The 20,982-nt window shown below is 37.7% G+C and carries 20 protein-coding genes; 4 read left to right on the top strand and 16 right to left on the bottom strand.

Translation table 11 applies throughout. The features are described from left to right. Positions 1 to 73: 73 nt before the first annotated feature. From ACQ7EO_RS06510 to ACQ7EO_RS06500, 3 genes are all read right to left on the bottom strand, one after another. Positions 74 to 1,126 (bottom strand): lipase family alpha/beta hydrolase, encoded by a 1,053-nt coding sequence (locus ACQ7EO_RS06510; protein WP_034616293.1) that lies wholly within the window; start codon positions 1,124 to 1,126, stop codon positions 74 to 76. A 137-nt stretch (positions 1,127 to 1,263) separates the two neighbouring features. Next, positions 1,264 to 2,313, bottom strand: a complete 1,050-nt coding sequence (locus ACQ7EO_RS06505; protein WP_434279168.1) for a lipase secretion chaperone — start codon at positions 2,311 to 2,313, stop codon at positions 1,264 to 1,266. A gap of 68 nt (positions 2,314 to 2,381) precedes the next feature. Beyond that, positions 2,382 to 3,077, bottom strand: coding sequence for an alpha/beta hydrolase (locus ACQ7EO_RS06500; RefSeq protein WP_034616282.1), 696 nt, complete (start codon positions 3,075 to 3,077; stop codon positions 2,382 to 2,384). 210 nt (positions 3,078 to 3,287) lie between these two features. Here ACQ7EO_RS06500 and ACQ7EO_RS06495 point away from each other — a divergent pair, with 210 nt between their 5' ends. Further along, positions 3,288 to 4,175, top strand: coding sequence for an AraC family transcriptional regulator (locus ACQ7EO_RS06495; RefSeq protein WP_434279597.1), 888 nt, complete (start codon positions 3,288 to 3,290; stop codon positions 4,173 to 4,175). 72 nt (positions 4,176 to 4,247) lie between these two features. On the opposite strand, the gene ACQ7EO_RS06490 is transcribed toward ACQ7EO_RS06495, so the two are convergent. The 3 genes from ACQ7EO_RS06490 to ACQ7EO_RS06480 form a co-directional block, all read right to left on the bottom strand. After that, positions 4,248 to 4,553 carry a winged helix-turn-helix transcriptional regulator gene (locus ACQ7EO_RS06490; protein WP_244013509.1) on the bottom strand — a complete coding sequence of 102 codons (306 nt, stop codon included), beginning with the start codon at positions 4,551 to 4,553 and terminating at the stop codon, positions 4,248 to 4,250. A 290-nt stretch (positions 4,554 to 4,843) separates the two neighbouring features. After that, positions 4,844 to 5,704 (bottom strand): arylamine N-acetyltransferase family protein, encoded by an 861-nt coding sequence (locus tag ACQ7EO_RS06485; RefSeq protein WP_244013511.1) that lies wholly within the window; start codon positions 5,702 to 5,704, stop codon positions 4,844 to 4,846. A 27-nt stretch (positions 5,705 to 5,731) separates the two neighbouring features. Next, on the bottom strand, positions 5,732 to 6,559 hold the full coding sequence (locus ACQ7EO_RS06480) for an NAD(P)H-binding protein (RefSeq protein ID WP_419263891.1): 828 nt from the start codon (positions 6,557 to 6,559) through the stop codon (positions 5,732 to 5,734). 799 nt (positions 6,560 to 7,358) lie between these two features. On the opposite strand from ACQ7EO_RS06480, the gene ACQ7EO_RS06475 reads away from it, so the two are divergent. Continuing rightward, complete coding sequence (locus ACQ7EO_RS06475) at positions 7,359 to 8,219, top strand: glycerophosphodiester phosphodiesterase family protein (RefSeq protein WP_434279167.1); 861 nt, start codon at positions 7,359 to 7,361, stop codon at positions 8,217 to 8,219. Positions 8,220 to 8,256: 37 nt separating this feature from the next. On the opposite strand, the gene ACQ7EO_RS06470 is transcribed toward ACQ7EO_RS06475, so the two are convergent. Next, complete coding sequence (locus tag ACQ7EO_RS06470) at positions 8,257 to 9,120, bottom strand: AraC family transcriptional regulator (protein WP_434279166.1); 864 nt, start codon at positions 9,118 to 9,120, stop codon at positions 8,257 to 8,259. Positions 9,121 to 9,238: 118 nt separating this feature from the next. Between ACQ7EO_RS06470 and ACQ7EO_RS06465 the strand changes: the two genes are divergently transcribed. Continuing rightward, on the top strand, positions 9,239 to 9,772 hold the full coding sequence (locus ACQ7EO_RS06465; RefSeq protein ID WP_096734771.1) for a carboxymuconolactone decarboxylase family protein: 534 nt from the start codon (positions 9,239 to 9,241) through the stop codon (positions 9,770 to 9,772). 97 nt (positions 9,773 to 9,869) lie between these two features. Here ACQ7EO_RS06465 and ACQ7EO_RS06460 read toward each other — a convergent pair whose 3' ends face one another. Together ACQ7EO_RS06460 and ACQ7EO_RS06455 are read right to left on the bottom strand one after the other, a co-directional pair. Continuing rightward, positions 9,870 to 10,316: an acyl-CoA thioesterase gene (locus tag ACQ7EO_RS06460; protein WP_434279165.1), complete on the bottom strand. Its 447-nt coding sequence runs from the start codon at positions 10,314 to 10,316 to the stop codon at positions 9,870 to 9,872. Between the two features lie 90 nt (positions 10,317 to 10,406). Further along, positions 10,407 to 11,807, bottom strand: a complete 1,401-nt coding sequence (locus ACQ7EO_RS06455) for a Do family serine endopeptidase (protein WP_004823133.1) — start codon at positions 11,805 to 11,807, stop codon at positions 10,407 to 10,409. 226 nt (positions 11,808 to 12,033) lie between these two features. Here ACQ7EO_RS06455 and nadB point away from each other — a divergent pair, with 226 nt between their 5' ends. Beyond that, positions 12,034 to 13,677, top strand: coding sequence for an L-aspartate oxidase (gene nadB / locus ACQ7EO_RS06450; protein WP_004823134.1), 1,644 nt, complete (start codon positions 12,034 to 12,036; stop codon positions 13,675 to 13,677). Positions 13,678 to 13,980: 303 nt separating this feature from the next. On the opposite strand, the gene ACQ7EO_RS06445 is transcribed toward nadB, so the two are convergent. The 7 genes from ACQ7EO_RS06445 to ACQ7EO_RS06415 all read right to left on the bottom strand — a co-directional run bounded on the left by ACQ7EO_RS06445 (position 13,981) and on the right by ACQ7EO_RS06415 (position 20,798). Then, a complete protein-coding gene (locus ACQ7EO_RS06445) occupies positions 13,981 to 14,754 on the bottom strand; it encodes an AraC family transcriptional regulator (protein ID WP_434279164.1) in 774 nt (257 codons plus the stop codon). Between the two features lie 18 nt (positions 14,755 to 14,772). After that, on the bottom strand, positions 14,773 to 15,153 hold the full coding sequence (locus ACQ7EO_RS06440) for a hypothetical protein (protein WP_004717160.1): 381 nt from the start codon (positions 15,151 to 15,153) through the stop codon (positions 14,773 to 14,775). 108 nt (positions 15,154 to 15,261) lie between these two features. Continuing rightward, positions 15,262 to 16,143: a histone deacetylase gene (locus ACQ7EO_RS06435; RefSeq protein WP_434279163.1), complete on the bottom strand. Its 882-nt coding sequence runs from the start codon at positions 16,141 to 16,143 to the stop codon at positions 15,262 to 15,264. A 4-nt stretch (positions 16,144 to 16,147) separates the two neighbouring features. Continuing rightward, the gene (locus ACQ7EO_RS06430; protein ID WP_434279162.1) at positions 16,148 to 17,128 is read right to left on the bottom strand and encodes a hypothetical protein; all 981 of its coding nucleotides are present in this window, start codon (positions 17,126 to 17,128) and stop codon (positions 16,148 to 16,150) included. Between the two features lie 278 nt (positions 17,129 to 17,406). Further along, complete coding sequence (locus ACQ7EO_RS06425; RefSeq protein ID WP_244012863.1) at positions 17,407 to 18,651, bottom strand: transposase; 1,245 nt, start codon at positions 18,649 to 18,651, stop codon at positions 17,407 to 17,409. A gap of 138 nt (positions 18,652 to 18,789) precedes the next feature. After that, positions 18,790 to 20,034, bottom strand: coding sequence for a transposase (locus ACQ7EO_RS06420; protein WP_262086299.1), 1,245 nt, complete (start codon positions 20,032 to 20,034; stop codon positions 18,790 to 18,792). A gap of 347 nt (positions 20,035 to 20,381) precedes the next feature. Beyond that, a complete protein-coding gene (locus tag ACQ7EO_RS06415; RefSeq protein ID WP_004717165.1) occupies positions 20,382 to 20,798 on the bottom strand; it encodes a PaaI family thioesterase in 417 nt (138 codons plus the stop codon). Positions 20,799 to 20,982: the final 184 nt, after the last annotated feature.

Here is a 20,982-nt window from a genome sequence, read left to right as displayed (position 1 = left end):
ACGATCTTAAACTGAGGAAAAGTAGAAAACTAATTTCCTACTTTCCTTCATGAAAAAACATTGAATTTAAAAATCAGAAACCTGCCAATTTTAAACGATTAGCATGCTGACTATATAACGGAACTGGATCTGCACCAGCACCAGAGCCAACAAGTCCGACAATCTGATTAACTTCATCCAAATGGTTCTGTGGATAATTATCGCGAATGACATTGCCCAAATGAGATGAACATATTGGTACCAAACCGTCACTATCACTACCAGTGCTCAATTTGATAAATGCTTCACCCGCAAGCAACCCGTAAGCTGTAGGATCTAATAAATTTGTGAGTCCGCCTTTACCTGACCATGAATAATAATTCACACCATTTACTGTAGCTGCTCCTGAACCACACTCAGTCACTGGAATACCTTGCGGGAAAGTGGCATTAAACTCACCAGCTCCAGCCTTGGTCAAACCTGCAAGTGCACTTAAAACATCTTGATCATATGCACCACCATTGCTAGAAGTCCCCCCCAGAAAACTTTCTATACCTGTAAACATATTGATTACAGCTCCGATAGTTTTATCAAAGCCTATTACACTGGCTGGTTTACGTATAAATGTTTCCACCAAATCTGCAACAGGACTCCCTTTATTTGAACCCGCAATACCTGTTACGGATGCAACTAAATCAGGACGAACCCCAGCAACATAGCGAACAGTTTGCACACCTTGGCTATGACCAATCAGGTTAACTTTTTCTGCACCTGTTAAAGCCTGAATCGTGAGAACTTGTTTAAGTAATTGTTCACCACGTACTGCATCAGAGTTAGCAGCAGATGTGTTAGTTACATATACATCAGCGCCTTGGCGACTTAAATCCTGAGGAATACCATGCCAGTAATTGATCGGTCCAATCTGAGAAAAACCAAATAAACCATGTGCAAATATCAAGGGATACTTAGTTTTGGCATAATCTGTTTTTTTAGAGAACAGTCCCCAATCCGTTGCAGATGTTTTGCTACAACCCGCTTGATCGTTTTTGATACCGCAATTTTGATAACTTGTAGTTACAATTGCTGAGCTGTTAACCGATGTGAATATGATGGCCCCAAATACCAAGGCCGGGATTGCTTTTTTCATTGTTCAAGACTCCATATATTTGAACATTATTTTTGTATTACATTGATTTCTTGATACTTCAAAATATTTCCCTGAAAATCTCCTTGTTTAATTCTCAATGCTATATTTCTGTTATTGATAATTTCCATATTGCCTATTCAGCGACTTTTTTTATTCGAATTAGCCTGCATCTGTTCAAAAGTCTGTGCACGAATTCGTTCTTCTGGGCTGCTAAAAGATTTATTACGTAATTCATTTATTGCAGCCTGTTGTTGAGTCGCATCTTGCTGATTCGCTGTAATTTGTGCTCTCGCTGCAAGATAGCTATCTACTCTTTTTTGCCACTGGCTTTCCTGTAAATCAACCTGAGTGAGGCGATCTGCTGCTGCCGCACCGACTAATTTTTTACGCATCTCGTACAGCTCACTTGCTGAACCTCCACGTTGATTAATCTCAGTGGTCAATTCCTGTAATTGGTTGTATTGTAAAATCGGCTGCATACTTGCTTTCAGTTCTTCTGGCTGTTCATTCAGCAATGCTGCACTTTTCTCTGCCTTCTGATTTGTGCTTAAGCGTTTATCATTATTGATCGCGTATTGTGCAATTGCGTACTGGTCATAGCTTTCTTCTTGGGCAAAAAATACATCTGCTTCCTGTGGCGTAAAAATCTGTCTACGCAGCTTAACTATAGCTGAAGCTACTGTTTTAAAGTCCTTTGCACTGTTGGTCTGAGCTGCAGGTAGCTTTTCACGCTGATGCAGATAATCCATATACTTATCAAGTAATTGATAAGAATATGGTTGAGCAGTCGTTGGTAGAAGACCAGCAAGGTATTGACGAATATCAACAACAATACTGCTTTCAGTTTTTTCACCAATACTTGAAAGAAAATAATCGAAACAGTCGCGAATTCCACGCGACAAAACCAATTGCCCTTTCGTATCAACCTGTAAAGGGCAGTTCACCTCTGTCCCCCGCAGTGATGGTGCCAACTCAGGCATAACACCATGAAACTTTAATACTTGTTGATTTGTATCAGAAACTGACGCAACAGTATCCACGGACTGCTGATTTTGTATTGTTGAATTTGAACTTGATACGTCACTGACAGCATGAGTTTCTGGCTTTAGATACCATACTATTCCGACAAGAAATAATACGACCGAACCCAGTAATAGAAATTTTCTATATCGGTTTATAACATCCATGTTATATCTCTTTTCAATATTTTATTATGTTTTTCACAACCTCAGATTTTCTAATACTTAGAAAATCTTTAACCAGCTAGAAAAGTAGCTGCTTCATCAATAAGTTCTGTTACTTCAACAGGTTTTGATGCTAAAGATGCATGACTGGCATTCAGCGAAATTATTTTTTTAGCTGACATTCGTGCTGACATCATATTTTGATTCTCAGGATTAATCATTCGATCATCTATAGAGATCTGATACCAAGATGGTTTAGTTTTCCATGCTGGTGAAGTAATCACATCACCAAACGTACTAGCCAACGGTGCCTTTTGGGTTACTGCCATGACCAAACCTTCATCCGCAGTCAAATCTTGACAAAAGCTTTCATGAAATTTATCAGCTTTTAACCAGAGATAACCATCACTGTCTGGTGCTAAATTTGGCGCCGCTTCAGGTAAGTTTTGTTGGGTAATCGCCCCTGGGCTTTCACCTGAATCAGGTGCAAATGCAGCAATATAAACCAGACCTACAACATTGGGTAAATTTCCAGCTTCTGTGATGACAGCACCGCCATAGGAATGACCAACCAACAAAACATCACCATCTATTTGTTTAATCATTTTTTTTGTACGTTCTACATCATCAGCCAGTGAGGTCAGCGGAATCTCAACAGCATGCAGAGACGAATATCCTCTAGCTGCCAATTCTAGAATAACTTTATTCCAGTGCGCTGCGCCTCCCCAAAAACCATGTACCAATATAACCGTTGGTTTTAAACTCATTTGCTACTCCAGAAAATTATTATGTTCATATTCAAGTGATCTAGCTTTTCAAGAAGTTTCATGGCATAACTATTAAGAGCGAATTAATAATTGATACTTTTGGTCAGTCAAAGCTTCCTGCAATGATTATTAGGCATAAATTACCGGCTAACAATCACCAAGAATGCAAAGTTTTTGCAGAAACAGTATTTTTCTCGGAATTCCAAAAATATGCTTAGTTCGTTTTCAGATACTTTTTTTGATATCTATCGGTTATCAGGTATAGCAGGCAAAATCCATAGTATTTCAACTCTTTTGTCTGGAGAAATACTAGAATTTTCTCCAAATCATGGCTATATACATATTATTCAGAAAGAAAAATGCCTTTTAACAATGGATCATCTGGAACATCATCTGGAATTGAAACATTGCGACATAGTTGTGGTTTTACCTGGTAACTTTCACAGTATAAGCTTGAATACAGATGCATTTCAGGATGCTAAAATCATCACCTGTACAATCGATTTTTCAGGTATTTATGGCTCAGCCATTGCCGAGGGGTTACCTGCTTTTATTCATGTCCCTTTTACCTGTAAAGCCACAAATATTATTGCAGAATGGGTTCCAATCACTGTTCATGCAATTCAACAGGAACTTAAAGCACCTTCGATAGGCAGTCAGATTATGCTGACCAGAATTATTGATCTATTATTTATCTGGTCAATTCGGTGCTGGCTTAGCACTGTTGAACCCAATCATAAAAGCTGGATTTCAGCATTACAGGAACCGATGATCAGTAAAGCCATGTCTTTAATGCATAATCACCCACATTTTGACTGGACTGTTGAAGAACTCGCAAAATCTACCAATTATTCTAAATCAAGCTTTTACAAGAAATTTACAGAATCTGTCGGGACCACCCCAATACACTATTTAAAATCGCTGAGAATGCGATTAGCCAGTGAATTACTATTAACCACGCAAAAAAGTATTTTTCATATTGCTGAGCTTGTTGGCTATTCCTCTCAAGCTGCATTCAGCCGAGTATTCTCCCAAACATTTAACTACTCACCTTCTGAGTTTAGAGAATCCTTTAAAAACAATCCTACACAGGAATAAAACACAACCGCGCTTATTAACAATGTATTGTGCAAAATATTGTTAAATCAAAGTATTTTAATAGTTAGCTTTTTATTCATTTAAGTCTGTTTCGGAATCTGGCATGCCAAATTTGAGTTCATCACCAACTTTGGCGATTGCGTGAATAGCGGGTAGGAATTTTGCACCAATAACTGTTAATTTGTATTCTACAGAGGGCGGCGATGTCGGGATTGGCAGACGTTGTATAATTCCTTTACTTTCCAAATGACGTAGACGTTCTGTTAATACTTTTGCGGTAATTGATGGCAAGTCAGCTCTTAACTCTCCAAATCGACGTGGTCCAGCACTTAAACACCAGATGATTTCTGCAGTCCAAGCGCCCCGTAGCAGTGCCATACTCTTACTCAAGGGACAGACATTATTTGGCGAAGGCGCACGGTTTTTTCGTAGCTTTAGACCCAAAGTTTCCTCCATTCATTCTTGAGATTTTCTCTGAGATTTCTTATTTATTCATGTATTGAATATTAATTCCAAGGATGATATTCCACTGACATACTATGCTGAAAATATGCGCAAGCTGCAACCTGATGATTATCGTGAATCTTACTTAAGCCTATTTGCGATGATTCATTCAGGTCTATTTAACAGCTTGCAAGCGTTGCTTGTTGTTCTTAGAAGCGCATCTTTCACTCGGCAGGATTGATTATTTTTTTAAATATGAAAGCCACATTCAGTTGTTGCGTATTAATTTTAAAATACTTCTCAAGATATTCGCGAAATTCATCTTCGCTTGTGAGCTCTTTTTTTATTGAATGATTTTTACCATGGATCTTTACAGTCGTTCCACTTAAGTTTATTCGTTCATCTCGAGTAACTGCAGCAAGCATCAAATGTTGAGTAAATATAGAATCTGGTGATGTTGCAATATACCAATTGGCAATCACAGCATCCGACTCCGAGACTTTCTGTTCTGGATCAAGTGCATAAATATTGACCCACTCATCACGTATATAAGCTTGAAGCATAATCTTCACACCCGTCAGGGCACTTTCAGCAACACCACTGTCTTTTACATCAATAAAACGGAAAGCTTCATGCGGTGTATTCTGAATTTCCCCGAGCTTATCCAGTGAAAGGACGGCAGTCGGAGTCGTTCCACCAAAACTGGGATCAAATAAATATAATTTATCCACCAGTTTTACCACAGTCACCAAATGAGTACGAATCGGAGCTTCTATAGGTTGAGATTGATAATATACGCGCCCCAAAAGATTGAAAGCCTCATATCCCAGTTCATTTAATACTGTTCTAGTCAGCGTACTCTGTTCCAAACAATAGCCCTCTCTTCCTTGATCGAGTAACTTGTCTGAGATCTGTGATAATTCCATAGACACGTTATCACCAAGAAAAGAAGAAATATTTCCAAACGGGATGCTGGTTACATGTAGAAATAACAACTTTTTTAGATTCTCAAGCGTAGCTAAATACTTATCTTCTACGCCCAATTTGGTTAAATATTTCTGTGAAACTGATAATTCTAAAGACATCACTTTGCTACCTTATAAATTATAAAACTAGAATTTATTTGATTTTACAAAATCAGTGAATTTAATCGGATCGCGCCCCAGAACCTGAGTAACTCCCTTGCCAATATTTTCATTTCGCCCATCGAGAATTTCAGAAAATGCCTGCGTCATATGCGCTGCAATAAATTCATCCAGTCCTGCATTCTTTAAATATTGTCTATATGCTTCTTGATTAAGGTATTGATACTGTATATTTCGCTTAAGCTTTACTCCGATAGCATTCACCGCTTCAGCGAAAGTCAATAACTCTGAGCCTGTGACTTCATAAATTTTGCCGTTATGTGCATTATTAGTCAGACATTCAACCACCACGTCTGACAAATCTTCTAAGTCAACGAATGGCTCTTTTACAGTATCTGCCATAAATGTCACTTCGCCAGATCTTATGCCATGTAGAAAATGACCTTCACTGAAATTTTGGTTAAACCATGCTGAACGAATGACAGTCCAATCAAGTTGGGACTGCATTAAAATTTTTTCACACTTCTCAACAGATGCCTGACCTCTGCCTGATAATAATACAGCCTTGGAAACCGACTGATTCATCATTTCTGTGATTAATCCTTCAAGTTGTTGATCTGCTCCTAACATTGAAGTATCTGGATGAACAATATAAACAATTTCAATATTCTTCAGTGCTGGACCAAATGTACTGCTGTCATTCCAATCAAAATACCGTTCATTTTCTACATGCTCATTGATGGTACGAGTAGTAACAATTGGATTAAATTTATGCGACTTTAATTTCTCTGCGACGCGTCGTCCATTTTTGCCTTTTCCACCGATGATCAAAACATTCTTGGTTAAACTTTTCATAGATTACCACTTCATTAATTCAAAAAATTACTAGATTCTAGATACTGTTTAACGAAACAATGCGTATTTAACTACATGAAAAATTTCATCAAATTAATAATAAAATTCATAAGTTAATAAATCCATTCAAGCCATCATCCTTGTCGCCACTGTCTACGTTAATCTATCTCAGTATGCGCAAAGCATGATCCAATATGAATGGGATGACAGCAGACTTATACAAATATGTGGTATCCAGTTGGAAACGAGTTTAATCACGAAATCGCTAAAAATTGCTCATAATATCCACGGCATCTAATCCATAACCTCTACTCTAATCTTCTGTTTTTAAAATAAATATTTGTTGATCTGCGTATGTATATTTAACAGGATTTTATCAATGCGAAATAATGATGGTCAGTCAATGATATGTAAGATTACGCATTAAAAAACCATTTAACTTTCAAAAATCCCTAATGAATATTTAATTATTTGACATGCCATGATATTGTTCTGTTGTTTTAATTATTTTGTCACAGGACAAATAATAAAAATCTAATCTTCTTTTCAGTTATGGATCTTAAGCTAATGATTGAACAGAAAAATTTATTTAAGTTAAACAAAATCATTAGTTTAATTTATTCACTATAAATAGTCACATTTTATAAATGACGACAATTTAAGCTAAAAATATAGTGAAAACGGCATAAGACTCCAATATAGCTATAAATTTTAATCCATAGGTTGCAATATTATTATGAAAAATAGCGTGTTTAAAAACATCATGTTGATATGCATATTCGCTCATGGATTACATAGCATGGCATTAAATGCAGCACCTTACTCAAATCAAACGGGTCAATCACCACTAATTGTTGCGCATCGCGGTGGAACGGCAGATGCACCTGAGAACACAGCCTATGCAATTGATCTCGCTCTAAGGAATTACGCAGATGTGATCTGGATCAGCGTACAGTTAAGCAATGATGGTGTTCCTGTACTCTATCGTCCTAATAATCTGAATGCTTTAAGTAATGGCCAAGGTTTGGTCTCTGCATATACTGTAAAACAATTACAGGGCTTGGATGCAGGATGGAATGTCGCCCGCAATACAGGACAACAAACAATTTACCCATGGAGAGGTAAAGGAATCCGTATCCCAACACTTCAACAGGTGCTTACTCAATTTCCTCGAACCACTTTTTATATTGATATTAAATCGCCTGATGCAGATCCGGTGCAAATTGCTACGGCTATTAAACGTGTACTCGTTTCCAGCAACTCACTTAAACGAGTAAGGCTCTACTCTACTGAACGCCGTTATACAGATGCCGTCAAACAGGTCGGTCAACTTCCGTATTTTGTTGCAAGAGATGATACTCGGGATATTTTAGCTCGTGTCGCGTTAAACCATAATTGTCAGGCTGCTCTGGAACCAATTGGGTGGCACGGCTTGGAGTTAAGACGGCAGGTTGAGGTTGTAGAAACCTATACCTTAGGTGAAGGCCGTTCAAAAGCAGAGTTTGTTTGGGATAAGGAAATTATGAACTGCTTTAGGACACAAGCAGCAAATCGTATTGTGCTGTTCGGTATCAATTCTGAAGCAGACTATCGGATAGCAAAACAGTTAGGTGCTGAAGCCGTAATGGTTGATTCCCCTGCTCAATTTTCCAATCGGTGAAGTGTTTAAGTTAAGTCAAAAATCATTACACTAAGCATTAGACAGGATGGCTGGTCAACCATTCTCGGGGAGACATGCCTACTCTGACTGAAAATGCGCGAGATAATGCTGATGGATTAGCATAACCCAGTTCTTCAGCCAATATTTTAATTGAATGCCCTTCACGCAATCTACTTTGAGCCAAAGCAATACGCCAGTCTGTTAAATATTCGGCTGGTGTCTGTCCCATCACATCACGGAAGGTATTAGCAAAAGCTGTTCTAGACATACATGCCAGTTCAGCCATGCGCTCTAGTGTCCACGATTCACCCGGACATTCATGTATTCCCACCAGCGCACGCGCCAAACGTGGATCTGAAAGGCCAATAATAAGCCCAGTGCTTACCCCTGCTTCATGAGGATGATCTAATAGCCAACGTAATAGTTGAAGCACCACCACTTCAAATAAGCGATTCGCTAATAATCGTTGCCCACAACGAGCATGGTCGGTTTCAGCAAATAATAGTGCAAGCGCCTGATCCAATCCTTGTACACGCGCTAGAGGAAGTGCAATTACGGCAGGTAATGCCCTTACCAGTGGATTCTGTTGCCCACCATCCAGTATCAACCGCGCGCAGGTAAAATCAGCGCCTTCTCTGGGCGGGTTATGAAAATGATGTGTAATTGGCCCAGGATAAAAAAGTAGCGTTGGTTCATCAAAACGCATGCGTCTTGGCAAATGCGCCATAGCTGGATGACTAACTTCCAGTTGTCCCTGACGTAAAACATGTAAATAGCCATACCCTTCACTAGCATCAAAATGGCTGACGCCACATAACACACCAGTATGGTACAACTCTGCCTGCATACGGAAACGATCAAGCAGACCTGAAAGGCGATCAATGGGGTGAATAGTTTTCATTTGAACGAATTGATATATTTTATGAACATATTGTATCTAATCATACAGAAAATTTACACATAATAATCAAAGTTTGATGCACTTCTACTATCACTACGATCCTTTTAAGGAGATCAATATGTCACGTATCAACCTTGACACTCAACTCGCACCCCAAGCAAGTCAGCCTTTATTAACTCAAATTCAACAAGCTTTTGGTACGACTCCAAATATGTTTAAGGCAGTGGCAAATTCGCCAGCAGCGTTACAAAGCATGTGGTCCGCTTTTGCTGCTTTAGGTAAAGGTACACTTGGCGCAAAATTAGGTGAACAGATTGCTGTTGCAATCGCCAATTTAAACCGCTGTGAATATTGCTTAGCTGCACATACTGTACTCGGTCAAAATGCTGGCGCTAGCGCTGCTGAAATGGCTGAAGCGCAAATAGGAAAAGCAACTGATGATAAAACAGCAGCAGCGCTGACTTTTGCTTTAAAGGTGGTCAATCAACGAGCTCAGATGACTGACGCTGATTTCACAACACTTCGCAATGTAGGTTTTAATGACCAACAAATCGTTGAGATTATGGCGCATGTGGCTTTGAATATATTCACCAACTACATCAATATCGCACTAGATACGCCAGTAGACTTTCCACGAGTCGAATTGATATAAAACCTACCGACCTCTCGTGTATAACAGAGAGGTCACTTTCACTAAATATAAGATTTTCTTTATGTGTTATTGCATTTCATCTAAAAATCCAAGTAATTTAAATCATTGAACTTAAATCAAAAGGATCTATTTCAGGATCAATGGGTTGATAGGCTTGGATAAACGTCGGTGACATCCGTTTCGGACGCCCTGAAGCAATTTCTATACATGCCCATTTGGTATTGCCCGTAAAGAGTAAGCTGTTATCTTTAGCATTAAAAAAAGCATACTGACGGAAAGAATAAAGTGCGTTGATCTCGTATAACCAAGTTCTTAAAATAACATCATCATCTAACATTGCGGCTTTGCGATACTGAACATGATGTTCTACGGCAACCATTGCATGTTTCATTTCTAAATATTGATCGAGTCCAACACCCAATGTTTCGATATGTGCAGATGCAACATCCTGCATCCATTGTACATAAACCACATTGTTTACATGACCTAAGACATCTATATGCTCTGGTTTTACTTTGATTCTTAAATCAAATACTGAACTCATATCTTCTTTCCTTTTCCACTTTTTCAACCATCCGTATAAGTTTGACATAAAAAAGCCACTCTTTGAGTGGCTGATTCTGATCAGATGTATTTATTGGATACGCAATCCAATCATAGCATGTTGCCCTTCACGAACAATCGCTACACGCGCTACCGTATTTTTCTGTAGCTCAGAAATAGCATCAACAAAATCATTCGGTGTATTTACTTTTTTGTTATTTACTTGGGTGATCACATCACCAGGTAAAATCCGTGACTGTGCCGCTAAACCGCCTCTGGTCACATCTTGAATAAACACACCACCTTTAACATTTAAACGATTCTTTTCTTGTTCAGTTAAAGCACGAATCGCAACACCAATGATAGGCCCTTTATTTGGCTTAGCCGAAGTGTTGGTATTGTCAACTTTTGCAGGGGTATCATCTGGTGCAACAGTTAAAGTTGCTGTAATTACTTTTGGTTTATCGTCACGTAAAACTTCGAGCTTAACAGATTGATTAGGTTGAGTACGATTCAAATAATTTAATAATTCAGAGGTGCGTGATATTGGCGAACCATTATATTTTAAGATTACATCGCCTGATCTAAAGCCCGCTTTTTCTGCAGGTGAATTCGGCGCAACTTGGGTAATCAACGAACCTTCTGGTTTATCTAGTTTATATGCTTCCGCTAAGTTTCGATCGATATCTTGCAGCATTACACCAAGATAAGAACGAGTTACTTTACCATTCTTTTTCAACTGATCAGCAACATCCATTGCTACATCAATTGGAATAGAGAATGAGAGACCCATATAACCACCCGTACCACTAAAGATACGAGAGTTTACACCGACAACCTGACCTTGTTGGTTAAATAGCGGACCACCTGAGTTACCCGGATTTAATGCCACATCGGTTTGGATAAATGGAACAGAGGTTTCACCCATCATATTCCGTGACTTGGCACTGACAATCCCTGCTGATGCAGAATAATCAAAACCAAATGGCGAACCGATTGCAAGAACAGGCTGCCCGACTTTAAGTTGATCTACATTACCCACAGATAATGATGGGAAATTATTCCCCTCAACTTTCAATAAAGCCACATCTGTACGTTCATCACTGCCCACCACTTTTGCATCAATTTCACGGCGATCATTCAACATAATCGTCACTTTAGATGCATCTTCAACCACATGGTGATTTGTCAGTAAATAACCATCTTTACTAATAAAGAATGCACTACCATACGCAGTCTTTTCTTGTGGCGCGCGTTGTTGTGGAATAATGATTTGATTACCAAAGAAACGCTTTAGAATTTCAGGTACTTGTTGCTGTAACAACTCTTCCTGAGATAACTTTTTAACAACATTAACACTCACAACAGCTGGACTGACTTGTTCAACCAAGTTAGAAAAATCCACAGGTGTTGAAGCTTGAACTTGTGATGTTGCCGCAGCGACAGTAAATACTGCTGCATACATTCCTTTTTGTATTAGACCATTACTCATTTCTCACGAACCTGCATCTGATGATTATTTGCTTAAAAATGTTTGTAACATATTATTTAATATCGTTACGTAAAAATATGTTTACATTTTTTTATAAAACAAGACTTTACTTAATTTTATATTAAAAGCCTTGGAATATCTTATTTATACTAAAATCTGACACATGTGACTATTGTAATTTGTTAAAAAAAAGAGTGTTATTAGCAAACATTTTTCAAATTAGCTGATGGACATGTCTAATTTAAGTACAACTCATCAATTTGACGTGGTTATTGTGGGGAGTGGCGGTGCAGGCTTAAGTTTAGCCTTATCTTTGCCTGAACATTTTAATATTGCTGTTTTAGCGAAATCAACCTTAACCGATGCAAGCACATATTTTGCACAAGGTGGTGTTGCTGCTGTACTTGATGAAACAGATTCCATTCAACAGCATATTGATGACACTATGATTGCAGGCGCACAGTTATGTGAGATTGATGCCGTCAAACATACCGTTGAAGGTGGTCGCCCTTCTGTCGATTTCTTACTCAACCATGGTGTACAGTTTACATTAGATGAAGATGAACAATTACATCTGACCCGTGAAGGTGGACATTCACAACGTCGCATTATTCATTCAGCCGATGCCACAGGTAAAGCCATTTCGACCACACTGGTTCAACGTGCTCAAGAAAAGAAAAATATTCATATTTTTGAAAATTACATTGCGATTGATTTAATCACCACACATAAATTAGGACATAAACAACAGTCCAATCGTGCGGTGGGTCTTTACGCACTTGATGAAAACAACGAAAAAGTTCATACCTTTTTAGCGCCATTCACTGCCCTTGCTTGTGGTGGTGCCATGAAAGCTTATTTATATACATCAAATCCAGATATTGCCACAGGCGATGGTATTGCCATGGCATATCGCGCAGGCTGTCGTGTCGCAAATATGGAATTTAATCAATTCCATCCAACCTGTTTATATCATCCTCAAGCACGCTCATTTCTGATTACGGAAGCAATGCGTGGTGAAGGTGCGTATTTACGTTTACCTGACGGTGAACGCTTTATGCTGCGCTTTGATGAACGTGCCGAACTTGCTCCACGAGATATTGTTGCACGCGCCATTGATTATGAAATTAAACGCTTAGGCATCCGTCATGTCTGGTTAGACATCAGTCATAAACCGGCTGAATTTGTTAAAGAACATTTCCCGACCTTATATGCGCGCTTATTAGAACTCGGTATTGATATCACCAAGGATATGATCCCCGTTGTTCCAGCAGCACACTATACTTGCGGCGGCGTGGTGGTTGATGAGCATAGCCAAACTGATTTAGCTGGTTTATATGCAATTGGTGAAACGTCCTATACAGGGTTACATGGGGCTAACCGTATGGCCAGCAATTCACTACTTGAATGCTTTGTATATGGTATGAGTGCTGCCAAGGATATAGAAGCAAAGTTTAATCCTCACTTTGATATACCGACCGTGCCTGAATGGGATGCTTCACAATCGACCAATCCTGATGAAGATGTTGTGATCCTACAAAATTGGGATGAGCTCCGCCAAACCATGTGGAACTATGTCGGGATTGTAAGAACCACAAAACGTTTACAACGTGCATTGCATCGTATTGAAATGTTGAAGAAAGAAATTACTGAATATTATCAGGATTATCATGTCAGTAAGAACTTGATTGAACTGCGTAATTTGGTCATGGTTTCAGAGATGATTGTTCGTTGTGCCATGCAACGTAAAGAATCACGTGGTCTACACTACACGCTTGATTATCCAGAGCTTTCACCTGAATTAAGAAAAACGGTATTAACGCCACCAAACTTTACAGTCGAAACACCATTGGTAAATGAAGCAGTTTAAAACCCTTTGAAATCACAAAAAATAGTCAGATCATTCTGGCTATTTTTATATAATGGCGCTTAATGAGCAAGAACAAAGCACTTGAGCAAGAACAAAGCACTGCTTTGTTTGTAGCGCAAGAATGTGATAACACAAGGAGAGGCACCGCTACAGATATAGTAGCGCAAGGTCAGACATCGTCTACCCAAATCAATTTAAATTTTTCAAGCTAAAATGCGACAATGCAAATCTTTTTAATAATTCATAAAGTTATAAATTCATTTTGATAAAATGCTAAAACTACTTCTATTTGAGAATAAAACCTTAAGTTTGCTGCATATAATTTCGAGGAGAAAGCTGCATTATTTTCTTAAACATCACAATAAATGAGCTATCACTGTCATAGCCTAATTTCATCGCAACCTGATGCACTGAATCTCCTTCTGTTAACCACTGTAATGCCAATACAACATGTAACTTTCTTCGCCATTGATTAATACTCATCCCTGTCGTTTGATGAAAAGTTCGTGTAAGGCTTCGTTCACTCATACAACATAATTTTGCCCATTCAGTTAAACTTTGATTCTGCTCAGGATGCTTTAATAAATGGCGGGTCAATTTAACTAAACGAAGATCTTGTGGAATGGGTAAATAAAATGTTGGCTTTACAACTGATTGAATTTCATCTAACAAGCATTGCTGCAAACGGAAGTCTTTTTCTGAAAGTACCTTATCAGACAAGGTTTCAACTCTTTCCAATAAGGCATTTAGTAAATTTGTCACTTGCAACATGGTGCAATTCGGTTCTAAAAGATGATCAAGTTGGGAATCAATAAATGCAACATAGCCAGAAGAGACACCATAACTACTAACTTTATGTGGCACATTTGACGGAATCCATAAAGCATGTTGCGCTGGAACAACCCAAATACCAGACGGTGTTTCCACCGTAATTAAGCCATTAACCGTCATCATCAATTGGCTTTTTACATGCTGATGTGACGCAAGCTCCCAATCAGGAACTTGCTGATGTATTTTTAATACAATAATTGCTTGGTCTATTTGATCTACAAAAAAAGGATCCACATTATCAAGCATGGTTTGCCTATATATTTATCACTTTAAAACAGCGTCGATGACTTTCTGCGCTTGTTGTTGATTGTCTACAATAAACATCGGGTAGCCTGTAAACTTAATAAAGTTATTGGCAAATTTTTGCGTCTCAAGTCGAATATTTTCATCAGGTTCAATATGAATCAATGCTTTCACATATTGGCTTAAAATTTCACGTTTTGCTTTAACCCATGCTGCAACTTGCTTGCGTTCTTCATGATCATTTTTTTGTTCAGGAAAGGCCCCTTCACTGATAAAAACAAAAGTTTCTTTGCGACTCAATAATGACTCATAAATTGCAATTGTTTCATCAACTGAAACTGCATCTTCAGCTTGATAACTAATACGAACGATTGGAAAGTTTTCTAAATTTTGAATAAACATGATAACCACCATAAATGAGAATAATTATCATTGTATGGATTTATACAGATCGCACATTACTAAATTCAGCCAAAAAATACGGTATTCCAGCCAAATTTAACCGTGAGTTTAGTCTTTATTTTTTCCATAATAAATACGATGCGCTATATGAAAAGTTTCAGCATGTAATTTTGCTAAATCATCTAAGTTCTGATAGCCCCCTGCAAGTACAAACATGATCGGAATATTGTCACGTTTGGCAAGGTTAAACACCATTTCATCTCTTTTTTGAATCAACTCTGTCGTAAACCATGCTGAACCATAAGGATCTGCTTGATGACAATCCATCCCTGCCTGATAAATAATAATATCTGCTTTCCATTCATTGGCTCGCTGAAACGCTTCATGCAATGCCATGGTATATTGAGCAAAACTTCCATGCTTGGTGTGAATATGACGGCTTTCCGCCCGCTCATACGTGGGGTAGCCAAAAGCCAAACCATAAATACTAAAATTATATAAATTATCTAATCTGCGGGTAAAATCAGCAGTTCCATCACCTCCATGCTGATCGCAATCCAAAATAAAGATGCGCTTATTTGCATAATGTTGTGCAATTAATGCCAAACCATTAAAAGTGCAATATGAGCCACCATATTCATAATTGGCATGATGAAACCCTTGCGCAATATTGGCGGCAATCCCATGTTGGAATGCCAGTTCAGTTGCCAACAATTGCCCAGCATTGATGGAGAGTACCGCATCTCTTAATTGTTCATTCCAAGGCTTAAAACCAGCAAACGTTGCCAGTTTTGCCGGTTGCCCTGTTAAAAAAGCCTCGACATATTTAGGCGAATGTAAGGCTTTTAAAATTTCTGGATCAATTTGTTGTGGTTCATGAAATTTATAATCATTAAATTGCTGTAGTTGCTCTGTGACTGCAACAAGTTTTTCCATGCTATTGGTATGTGTTTGAGCAAAATAGCGTGGAGAAAAACAAACATTTAACATAAAGCTATCCGAGACTGAGTGCTCTCAATTGTGATTTTGCAACATCATTGAGTTGTTTTATAAGTGTTGTGTCAGGACTAAAAAGTCCATTATTCACTTGTTGTTCAAAATGTGTCGTAAATGCCCTTTGTCGATTCTCAGGTGAAATGGCTAAAGTGGTTAATCGCAAAAACCAAAAACCTTGAATCTCTTTATAAGGAATAATATAGCCTTTAAACTCTTGATTAGGGACTTTGTTGGCAATTTGTTCAATATCATAATCGACAGAAAATAAAGAACCAATCGGAATACGAATTCCATTCATCAATAAAGGTTGTAAATTTATACAGGAATGATTATCCCCCATGTTCATTTTTTCAATCAACAGCGGACGATTTTGATCATCTACAAAAATGTTGATTGAGCCTTGTCTTAACATTGAACGATGGGCAATCTTTAAGAAAAATGCTTCTGCCATTGGACATGAGCCCACTTTAGGCTTGCCGTCAAGCGTCGCAATTTCAACATAACCTGTTTCATCTGCTGTTTTGGGTAAAATCACATCTTCCAACATAGCGCAAATCACATGGCTTTCTTCTAATTGTGCTTGTTGCGATAAACGTCTTAAGTTTGCTTGGATTGCAACTTCTTGTTCAACTAAGGCTTTAAACTCATCATCTTTGGCGTGAATAAGAAAATTTTGAATCGATTTATTTTGATCTAAGTTATGCCAATCATCGATATCTAAACCATAAGCATTTTTTTGCTCAAGAATTTTTTTTAATTTCTTAAAATCATAATCTTTAAATATTTTTAAATCAGTTGCTTCAACTTGATCACGCGGAAAATTAATGTACTCAGCCAATACGCGTGTAGCCTGCGTATAACCGCAACCACGGCGTTCAGTTTGATGTGAATAGTGTTCATTCAACATCTCCGTCAATTTATCTGATAAAGGAAAAACCTGTTCCTTAAACAAATCTACGACTTCATGACCTGATGACATATTCTTTATTCCATTTAATCTATATTAATTTTCAAAATAAACTATTTATTATGAATAAATTAGCATTATCCCTTGCAGAACTCAATATATCACTCAAGTTGTAATTGCATCTATATCAATCAATACAATTGATTATTTATTATTGTTTTTGATATTCATGCTCACATGCCCATACATGATTTAAGTATCCATTAAAGATCTTTCATAAATCAAAAAATGACCATGTTGAGTGAATCAGATTGGTATTGAAAGTCCCTTCTCCCAGTGGGCATTGGTATCTACACATCTTTTTGTAGAGACTCTAATGCAATTTCAGCAATCAGCTTAAGGTCATCAACCGAATGTTCAGATAATAATTGTAGTGTATTCAGTAATATTGACAGACCAGCCAAAATTGCAGGAGCACTTTCCCTTGTTCCTCTTTTTTGTTGTCTTCCTGATAGACGTGTTAGAAAGACTCTAACTCTTGAATTTTTCTCATCATTTTCTCGCTGTATTCGCCAAGTTAACACACATGCCATACTTGCAATTAAGAGTCGTCTTAATATCGCTTGCGGAGTTGTTTGTAGCCATGACTCAATGTCATGGCCCGCCTGTTTTAACAACTTAAAATAGTTTTCTATTTTCCAACGCCAGTAATACCAAGTTGCCAATTCTATACTTGGAATTTCTGATGATACATTACTTAATAAGCTCCAACGAGAAAGTGATTTTCCTTGCTTATTTTTAACTTCAACTACAATCAGTCGAACGGTTAATGACTTTCCCTTTTGTGGTGGAACTCTTTTTCCCGTTTCGTCTTTCTGCATTGGTCTTGCATTACGTGTAATACTGATTTGAGTTTCACCAACATAGAGTTGTTCGCAATTCCCTTTATATTGAATTGTATGGGTTTGTGTAGTTGGTATTTGGTCTGACACTTCCCTTAACTTAACATCTTCTCCTTGATATTCAACACGATTTCCTTCTTTACCTCGAATAAGAAATAAATGTTCTTGTTGATTCAATAATCTAAGATGAGCAATTGAATCTCCTTCACGATCAATAATATGTACGAGTTTCTTTTCTATTGGTAAAGACTCAATATGTTCGATTTGTTCACATAGTGCATTTAAGTGGGTTTCTTTTATTTTATGCCCATCAGTAAATGTTGAATAACGTCCAGTAGCATCACATAAAGTTTGATCTAATGGTGCAATGGGTAAACCCGTTTCAGCATCAATTAATAAACTGCTTTGTAATTCATAGCCTTTGTCACTTGCATGTGTTCTTTTGAATCTATTTAACTTGTTGTTATGTTTGAAATATTGTAGTTGAGACCAATCATGAGCAACTAAGGCATAGTGGTGATTCGATAGAGCGATTTGTTCAAACGCAAGTTTTTGAAGAGGCTGATTGAGTTGTTGAAATGAAACGTTTTCGTTATTTAAGAAACGCCAAACTGCTTGGGTTGTAGCAAAGCTAGTCTTTTGGGTAGAAGCAATATCTTTAAGCGCTGGAGCTAATGAAGCAAGTGGATTCATATTAAGTTTTACAAGACGTCCGTAGCGTTTAACTAATCGGTTATCTAAGTGTGGAATGTTAAATTGGAGAGCATGCTCTCCAATTTAACTTAAATAGATTTAATTGTGTAGATACCTATGCCCTTTGGGCATTGGTATCTACACATCTTTTTGTAGAGACTCTAATGCAATTTCAGCAATCAGCTTAAGGTCATCAACCGAATGTTCAGATAATAATTGTAGTGTATTCAGTAATATTGACAGACCAGCCAAAATTGCAGGAGCACTTTCCCTTGTTCCTCTTTTTTGTTGTCTTCCTGATAGACGTGTTAGAAAGACTCTAACTCTTGAATTTTTCTCATCATTTTCTCGCTGTATTCGCCAAGTTAACACACATGCCATACTTGCAATTAAGAGTCGTCTTAATATCGCTTGCGGAGTTGTTTGTAGCCATGACTCAATGTCATGGCCCGCCTGTTTTAACAACTTAAAATAGTTTTCTATTTTCCAACGCCAGTAATACCAAGTTGCCAATTCTATACTTGGAATTTCTGATGATACATTACTTAATAAGCTCCAACGAGAAAGTGATTTTCCTTGCTTATTTTTAACTTCAACTACAATCAGTCGAACGGTTAATGACTTTCCCTTTTGTGGTGGAACTCTTTTTCCCGTTTCGTCTTTCTGCATTGGTCTTGCATTACGTGTAATACTGATTTGAGTTTCACCAACATAGAGTTGTTCGCAATTCCCTTTATATTGAATTGTATGGGTTTGTGTAGTTGGTATTTGGTCTGACACTTCCCTTAACTTAACATCTTCTCCTTGATATTCAACACGATTTCCTTCTTTACCTCGAATAAGAAATAAATGTTCTTGTTGATTCAATAATCTAAGATGAGCAATTGAATCTCCTTCACGATCAATAATATGTACGAGTTTCTTTTCTATTGGTAAAGACTCAATATGTTCGATTTGTTCACATAGTGCATTTAAGTGGGTTTCTTTTATTTTATGCCCATCAGTAAATGTTGAATAACGTCCAGTAGCATCACATAAAGTTTGATCTAATGGTGCAATGGGTAAACCCGTTTCAGCATCAATTAATAAACTGCTTTGTAATTCATAGCCTTTGTCACTTGCATGTGTTCTTTTGAATCTATTTAACTTGTTGTTATGTTTGAAATATTGTAGTTGAGACCAATCATGAGCAACTAAGGCATAGTGGTGATTCGATAGAGCGATTTGTTCAAGCGCAAGTTTCTGAAGAGGCTGATTGAGTTGTTGAAATGAAACGTTTTCGTTATTTAAGAAACGCCAAACTGCTTGGGTTGTAGCAAAGCTAGTCTTTTGGGTAGAGGCAATATCTTTAAGCGCTGGGGCTAATGAAGCAAGTGGATTCATATTAAGTTTTACAAGACTTCCGTAGCGTTTAACTAATCGGTTATCTAAGTGTGGAATGTTAAATTGGAGAGCATGCTCTCCAATTTAACTTAAATAGATTTAATTGTGTAGATACCTATGCCCTTTGGGAGAAGGCTAGGATGAGGGGATTTTATGATGATCTATGGCTTTAAAAAGGACTAATGTAAGAAGTCTATTGTTAATAACGCTATAACCAAAAATATAGATTGATGATCAAAACAATTTAACCATCACTAAAAATAGTGAGCATTAACACACCATCAGAAAACCCAGTAAGGACTATAAAAAATTTCGTCCAATACGCATTTTTAAAATCCCTGAATGATTTATTTTTGTGGTGGAACAGAATACGTTCCTGTCACATGTGCAACAGGATCATCCGAACCTAAAGAATAAATCCAGACCTCACCGACAATTAAAGCTTTACCCACTTTCATCAATTTACACACGCCACGAATATCAACACCACCCGTTGGCTTGCGTAAAAAATTAATATTCATATTGGTCGTAACTGTCAAACCGACTAAACCAATTTCACCCATAATCGCAACATAAAGTGCAAAATCTGCTAAGGCCATCATGGTTGGACCTGAAACAGTTCCACCTGGTCGTATATCTTGATCACTGACATGCCAAACCAAAGAAGCCCCTTTTTCAGTTACTTCCTCAATTTCGCAACGTTGTAAACTAGGTGAAAAAAATTGCTGTAAGAATTCTACGATTTCAGCTTTCGAGCTTTTCATAATTAAAGTCTTTATATCCCTGACCTAAAACAATATAAAGACTTTTGCCATTTAAAACACTAGGGGCTGTTGACAATTCGTCTATGTTTGCGACTACAAGTGTTTTTTAGGCAATACTAGGCACGAAATACGAAATTTAGTCATTCTAAATGAGTGGTTCGTAACGAAGTAGTGACAAAAAACA

Source organism: Acinetobacter sp. CE-15 (assembly GCF_051059255.1).
Lineage (GTDB): Bacteria > Pseudomonadota > Gammaproteobacteria > Pseudomonadales > Moraxellaceae > Acinetobacter > Acinetobacter guillouiae.
The sequence above is the reverse complement of the archived record's forward strand: the minus strand, read 5'-3'. Positions and strand labels throughout refer to the sequence as shown.

Excerpts from the sequence above, each read along its gene's own strand:
- ACQ7EO_RS06460 (WP_434279165.1), bottom strand. The coding sequence starts at position 10,316 with ATGAGTTCAGTATTTGATTTAAGAATCAAAGTAAAACCAGAGCATATA.
- ACQ7EO_RS06420 (WP_262086299.1), bottom strand. The coding sequence starts at position 20,034 with ATGAATCCACTTGCTTCATTAGCCCCAGCGCTTAAAGATATTGCCTCT.
- ACQ7EO_RS06490 (WP_244013509.1), bottom strand. The coding sequence starts at position 4,553 with ATGGCACTGCTACGGGGCGCTTGGACTGCAGAAATCATCTGGTGTTTA.
- ACQ7EO_RS06435 (WP_434279163.1), bottom strand. The coding sequence starts at position 16,143 with ATGTTAAATGTTTGTTTTTCTCCACGCTATTTTGCTCAAACACATACC.
- ACQ7EO_RS06440 (WP_004717160.1), bottom strand. The coding sequence starts at position 15,153 with ATGTTTATTCAAAATTTAGAAAACTTTCCAATCGTTCGTATTAGTTAT.
- ACQ7EO_RS06455 (WP_004823133.1), bottom strand. The coding sequence starts at position 11,807 with ATGAGTAATGGTCTAATACAAAAAGGAATGTATGCAGCAGTATTTACT.
- ACQ7EO_RS06470 (WP_434279166.1), bottom strand. The coding sequence starts at position 9,120 with ATGAAAACTATTCACCCCATTGATCGCCTTTCAGGTCTGCTTGATCGT.
- ACQ7EO_RS06505 (WP_434279168.1), bottom strand. The coding sequence starts at position 2,313 with ATGGATGTTATAAACCGATATAGAAAATTTCTATTACTGGGTTCGGTC.
- ACQ7EO_RS06500 (WP_034616282.1), bottom strand. The coding sequence starts at position 3,077 with ATGAGTTTAAAACCAACGGTTATATTGGTACATGGTTTTTGGGGAGGC.
- ACQ7EO_RS06445 (WP_434279164.1), bottom strand. The coding sequence starts at position 14,754 with ATGCTTGATAATGTGGATCCTTTTTTTGTAGATCAAATAGACCAAGCA.
- ACQ7EO_RS06485 (WP_244013511.1), bottom strand. The coding sequence starts at position 5,704 with ATGTCTTTAGAATTATCAGTTTCACAGAAATATTTAACCAAATTGGGC.
- ACQ7EO_RS06475 (WP_434279167.1), top strand. The coding sequence starts at position 7,359 with ATGGCATTAAATGCAGCACCTTACTCAAATCAAACGGGTCAATCACCA.
- nadB (WP_004823134.1), top strand. The coding sequence starts at position 12,034 with ATGGACATGTCTAATTTAAGTACAACTCATCAATTTGACGTGGTTATT.
- ACQ7EO_RS06480 (WP_419263891.1), bottom strand. The coding sequence starts at position 6,559 with ATGAAAAGTTTAACCAAGAATGTTTTGATCATCGGTGGAAAAGGCAAA.
- ACQ7EO_RS06425 (WP_244012863.1), bottom strand. The coding sequence starts at position 18,651 with ATGAATCCACTTGCTTCATTAGCTCCAGCGCTTAAAGATATTGCTTCT.
- ACQ7EO_RS06430 (WP_434279162.1), bottom strand. The coding sequence starts at position 17,128 with ATGTCATCAGGTCATGAAGTCGTAGATTTGTTTAAGGAACAGGTTTTT.
- ACQ7EO_RS06465 (WP_096734771.1), top strand. The coding sequence starts at position 9,239 with ATGTCACGTATCAACCTTGACACTCAACTCGCACCCCAAGCAAGTCAG.
- ACQ7EO_RS06510 (WP_034616293.1), bottom strand. The coding sequence starts at position 1,126 with ATGAAAAAAGCAATCCCGGCCTTGGTATTTGGGGCCATCATATTCACA.
- ACQ7EO_RS06495 (WP_434279597.1), top strand. The coding sequence starts at position 3,288 with ATGCTTAGTTCGTTTTCAGATACTTTTTTTGATATCTATCGGTTATCA.
- ACQ7EO_RS06415 (WP_004717165.1), bottom strand. The coding sequence starts at position 20,798 with ATGAAAAGCTCGAAAGCTGAAATCGTAGAATTCTTACAGCAATTTTTT.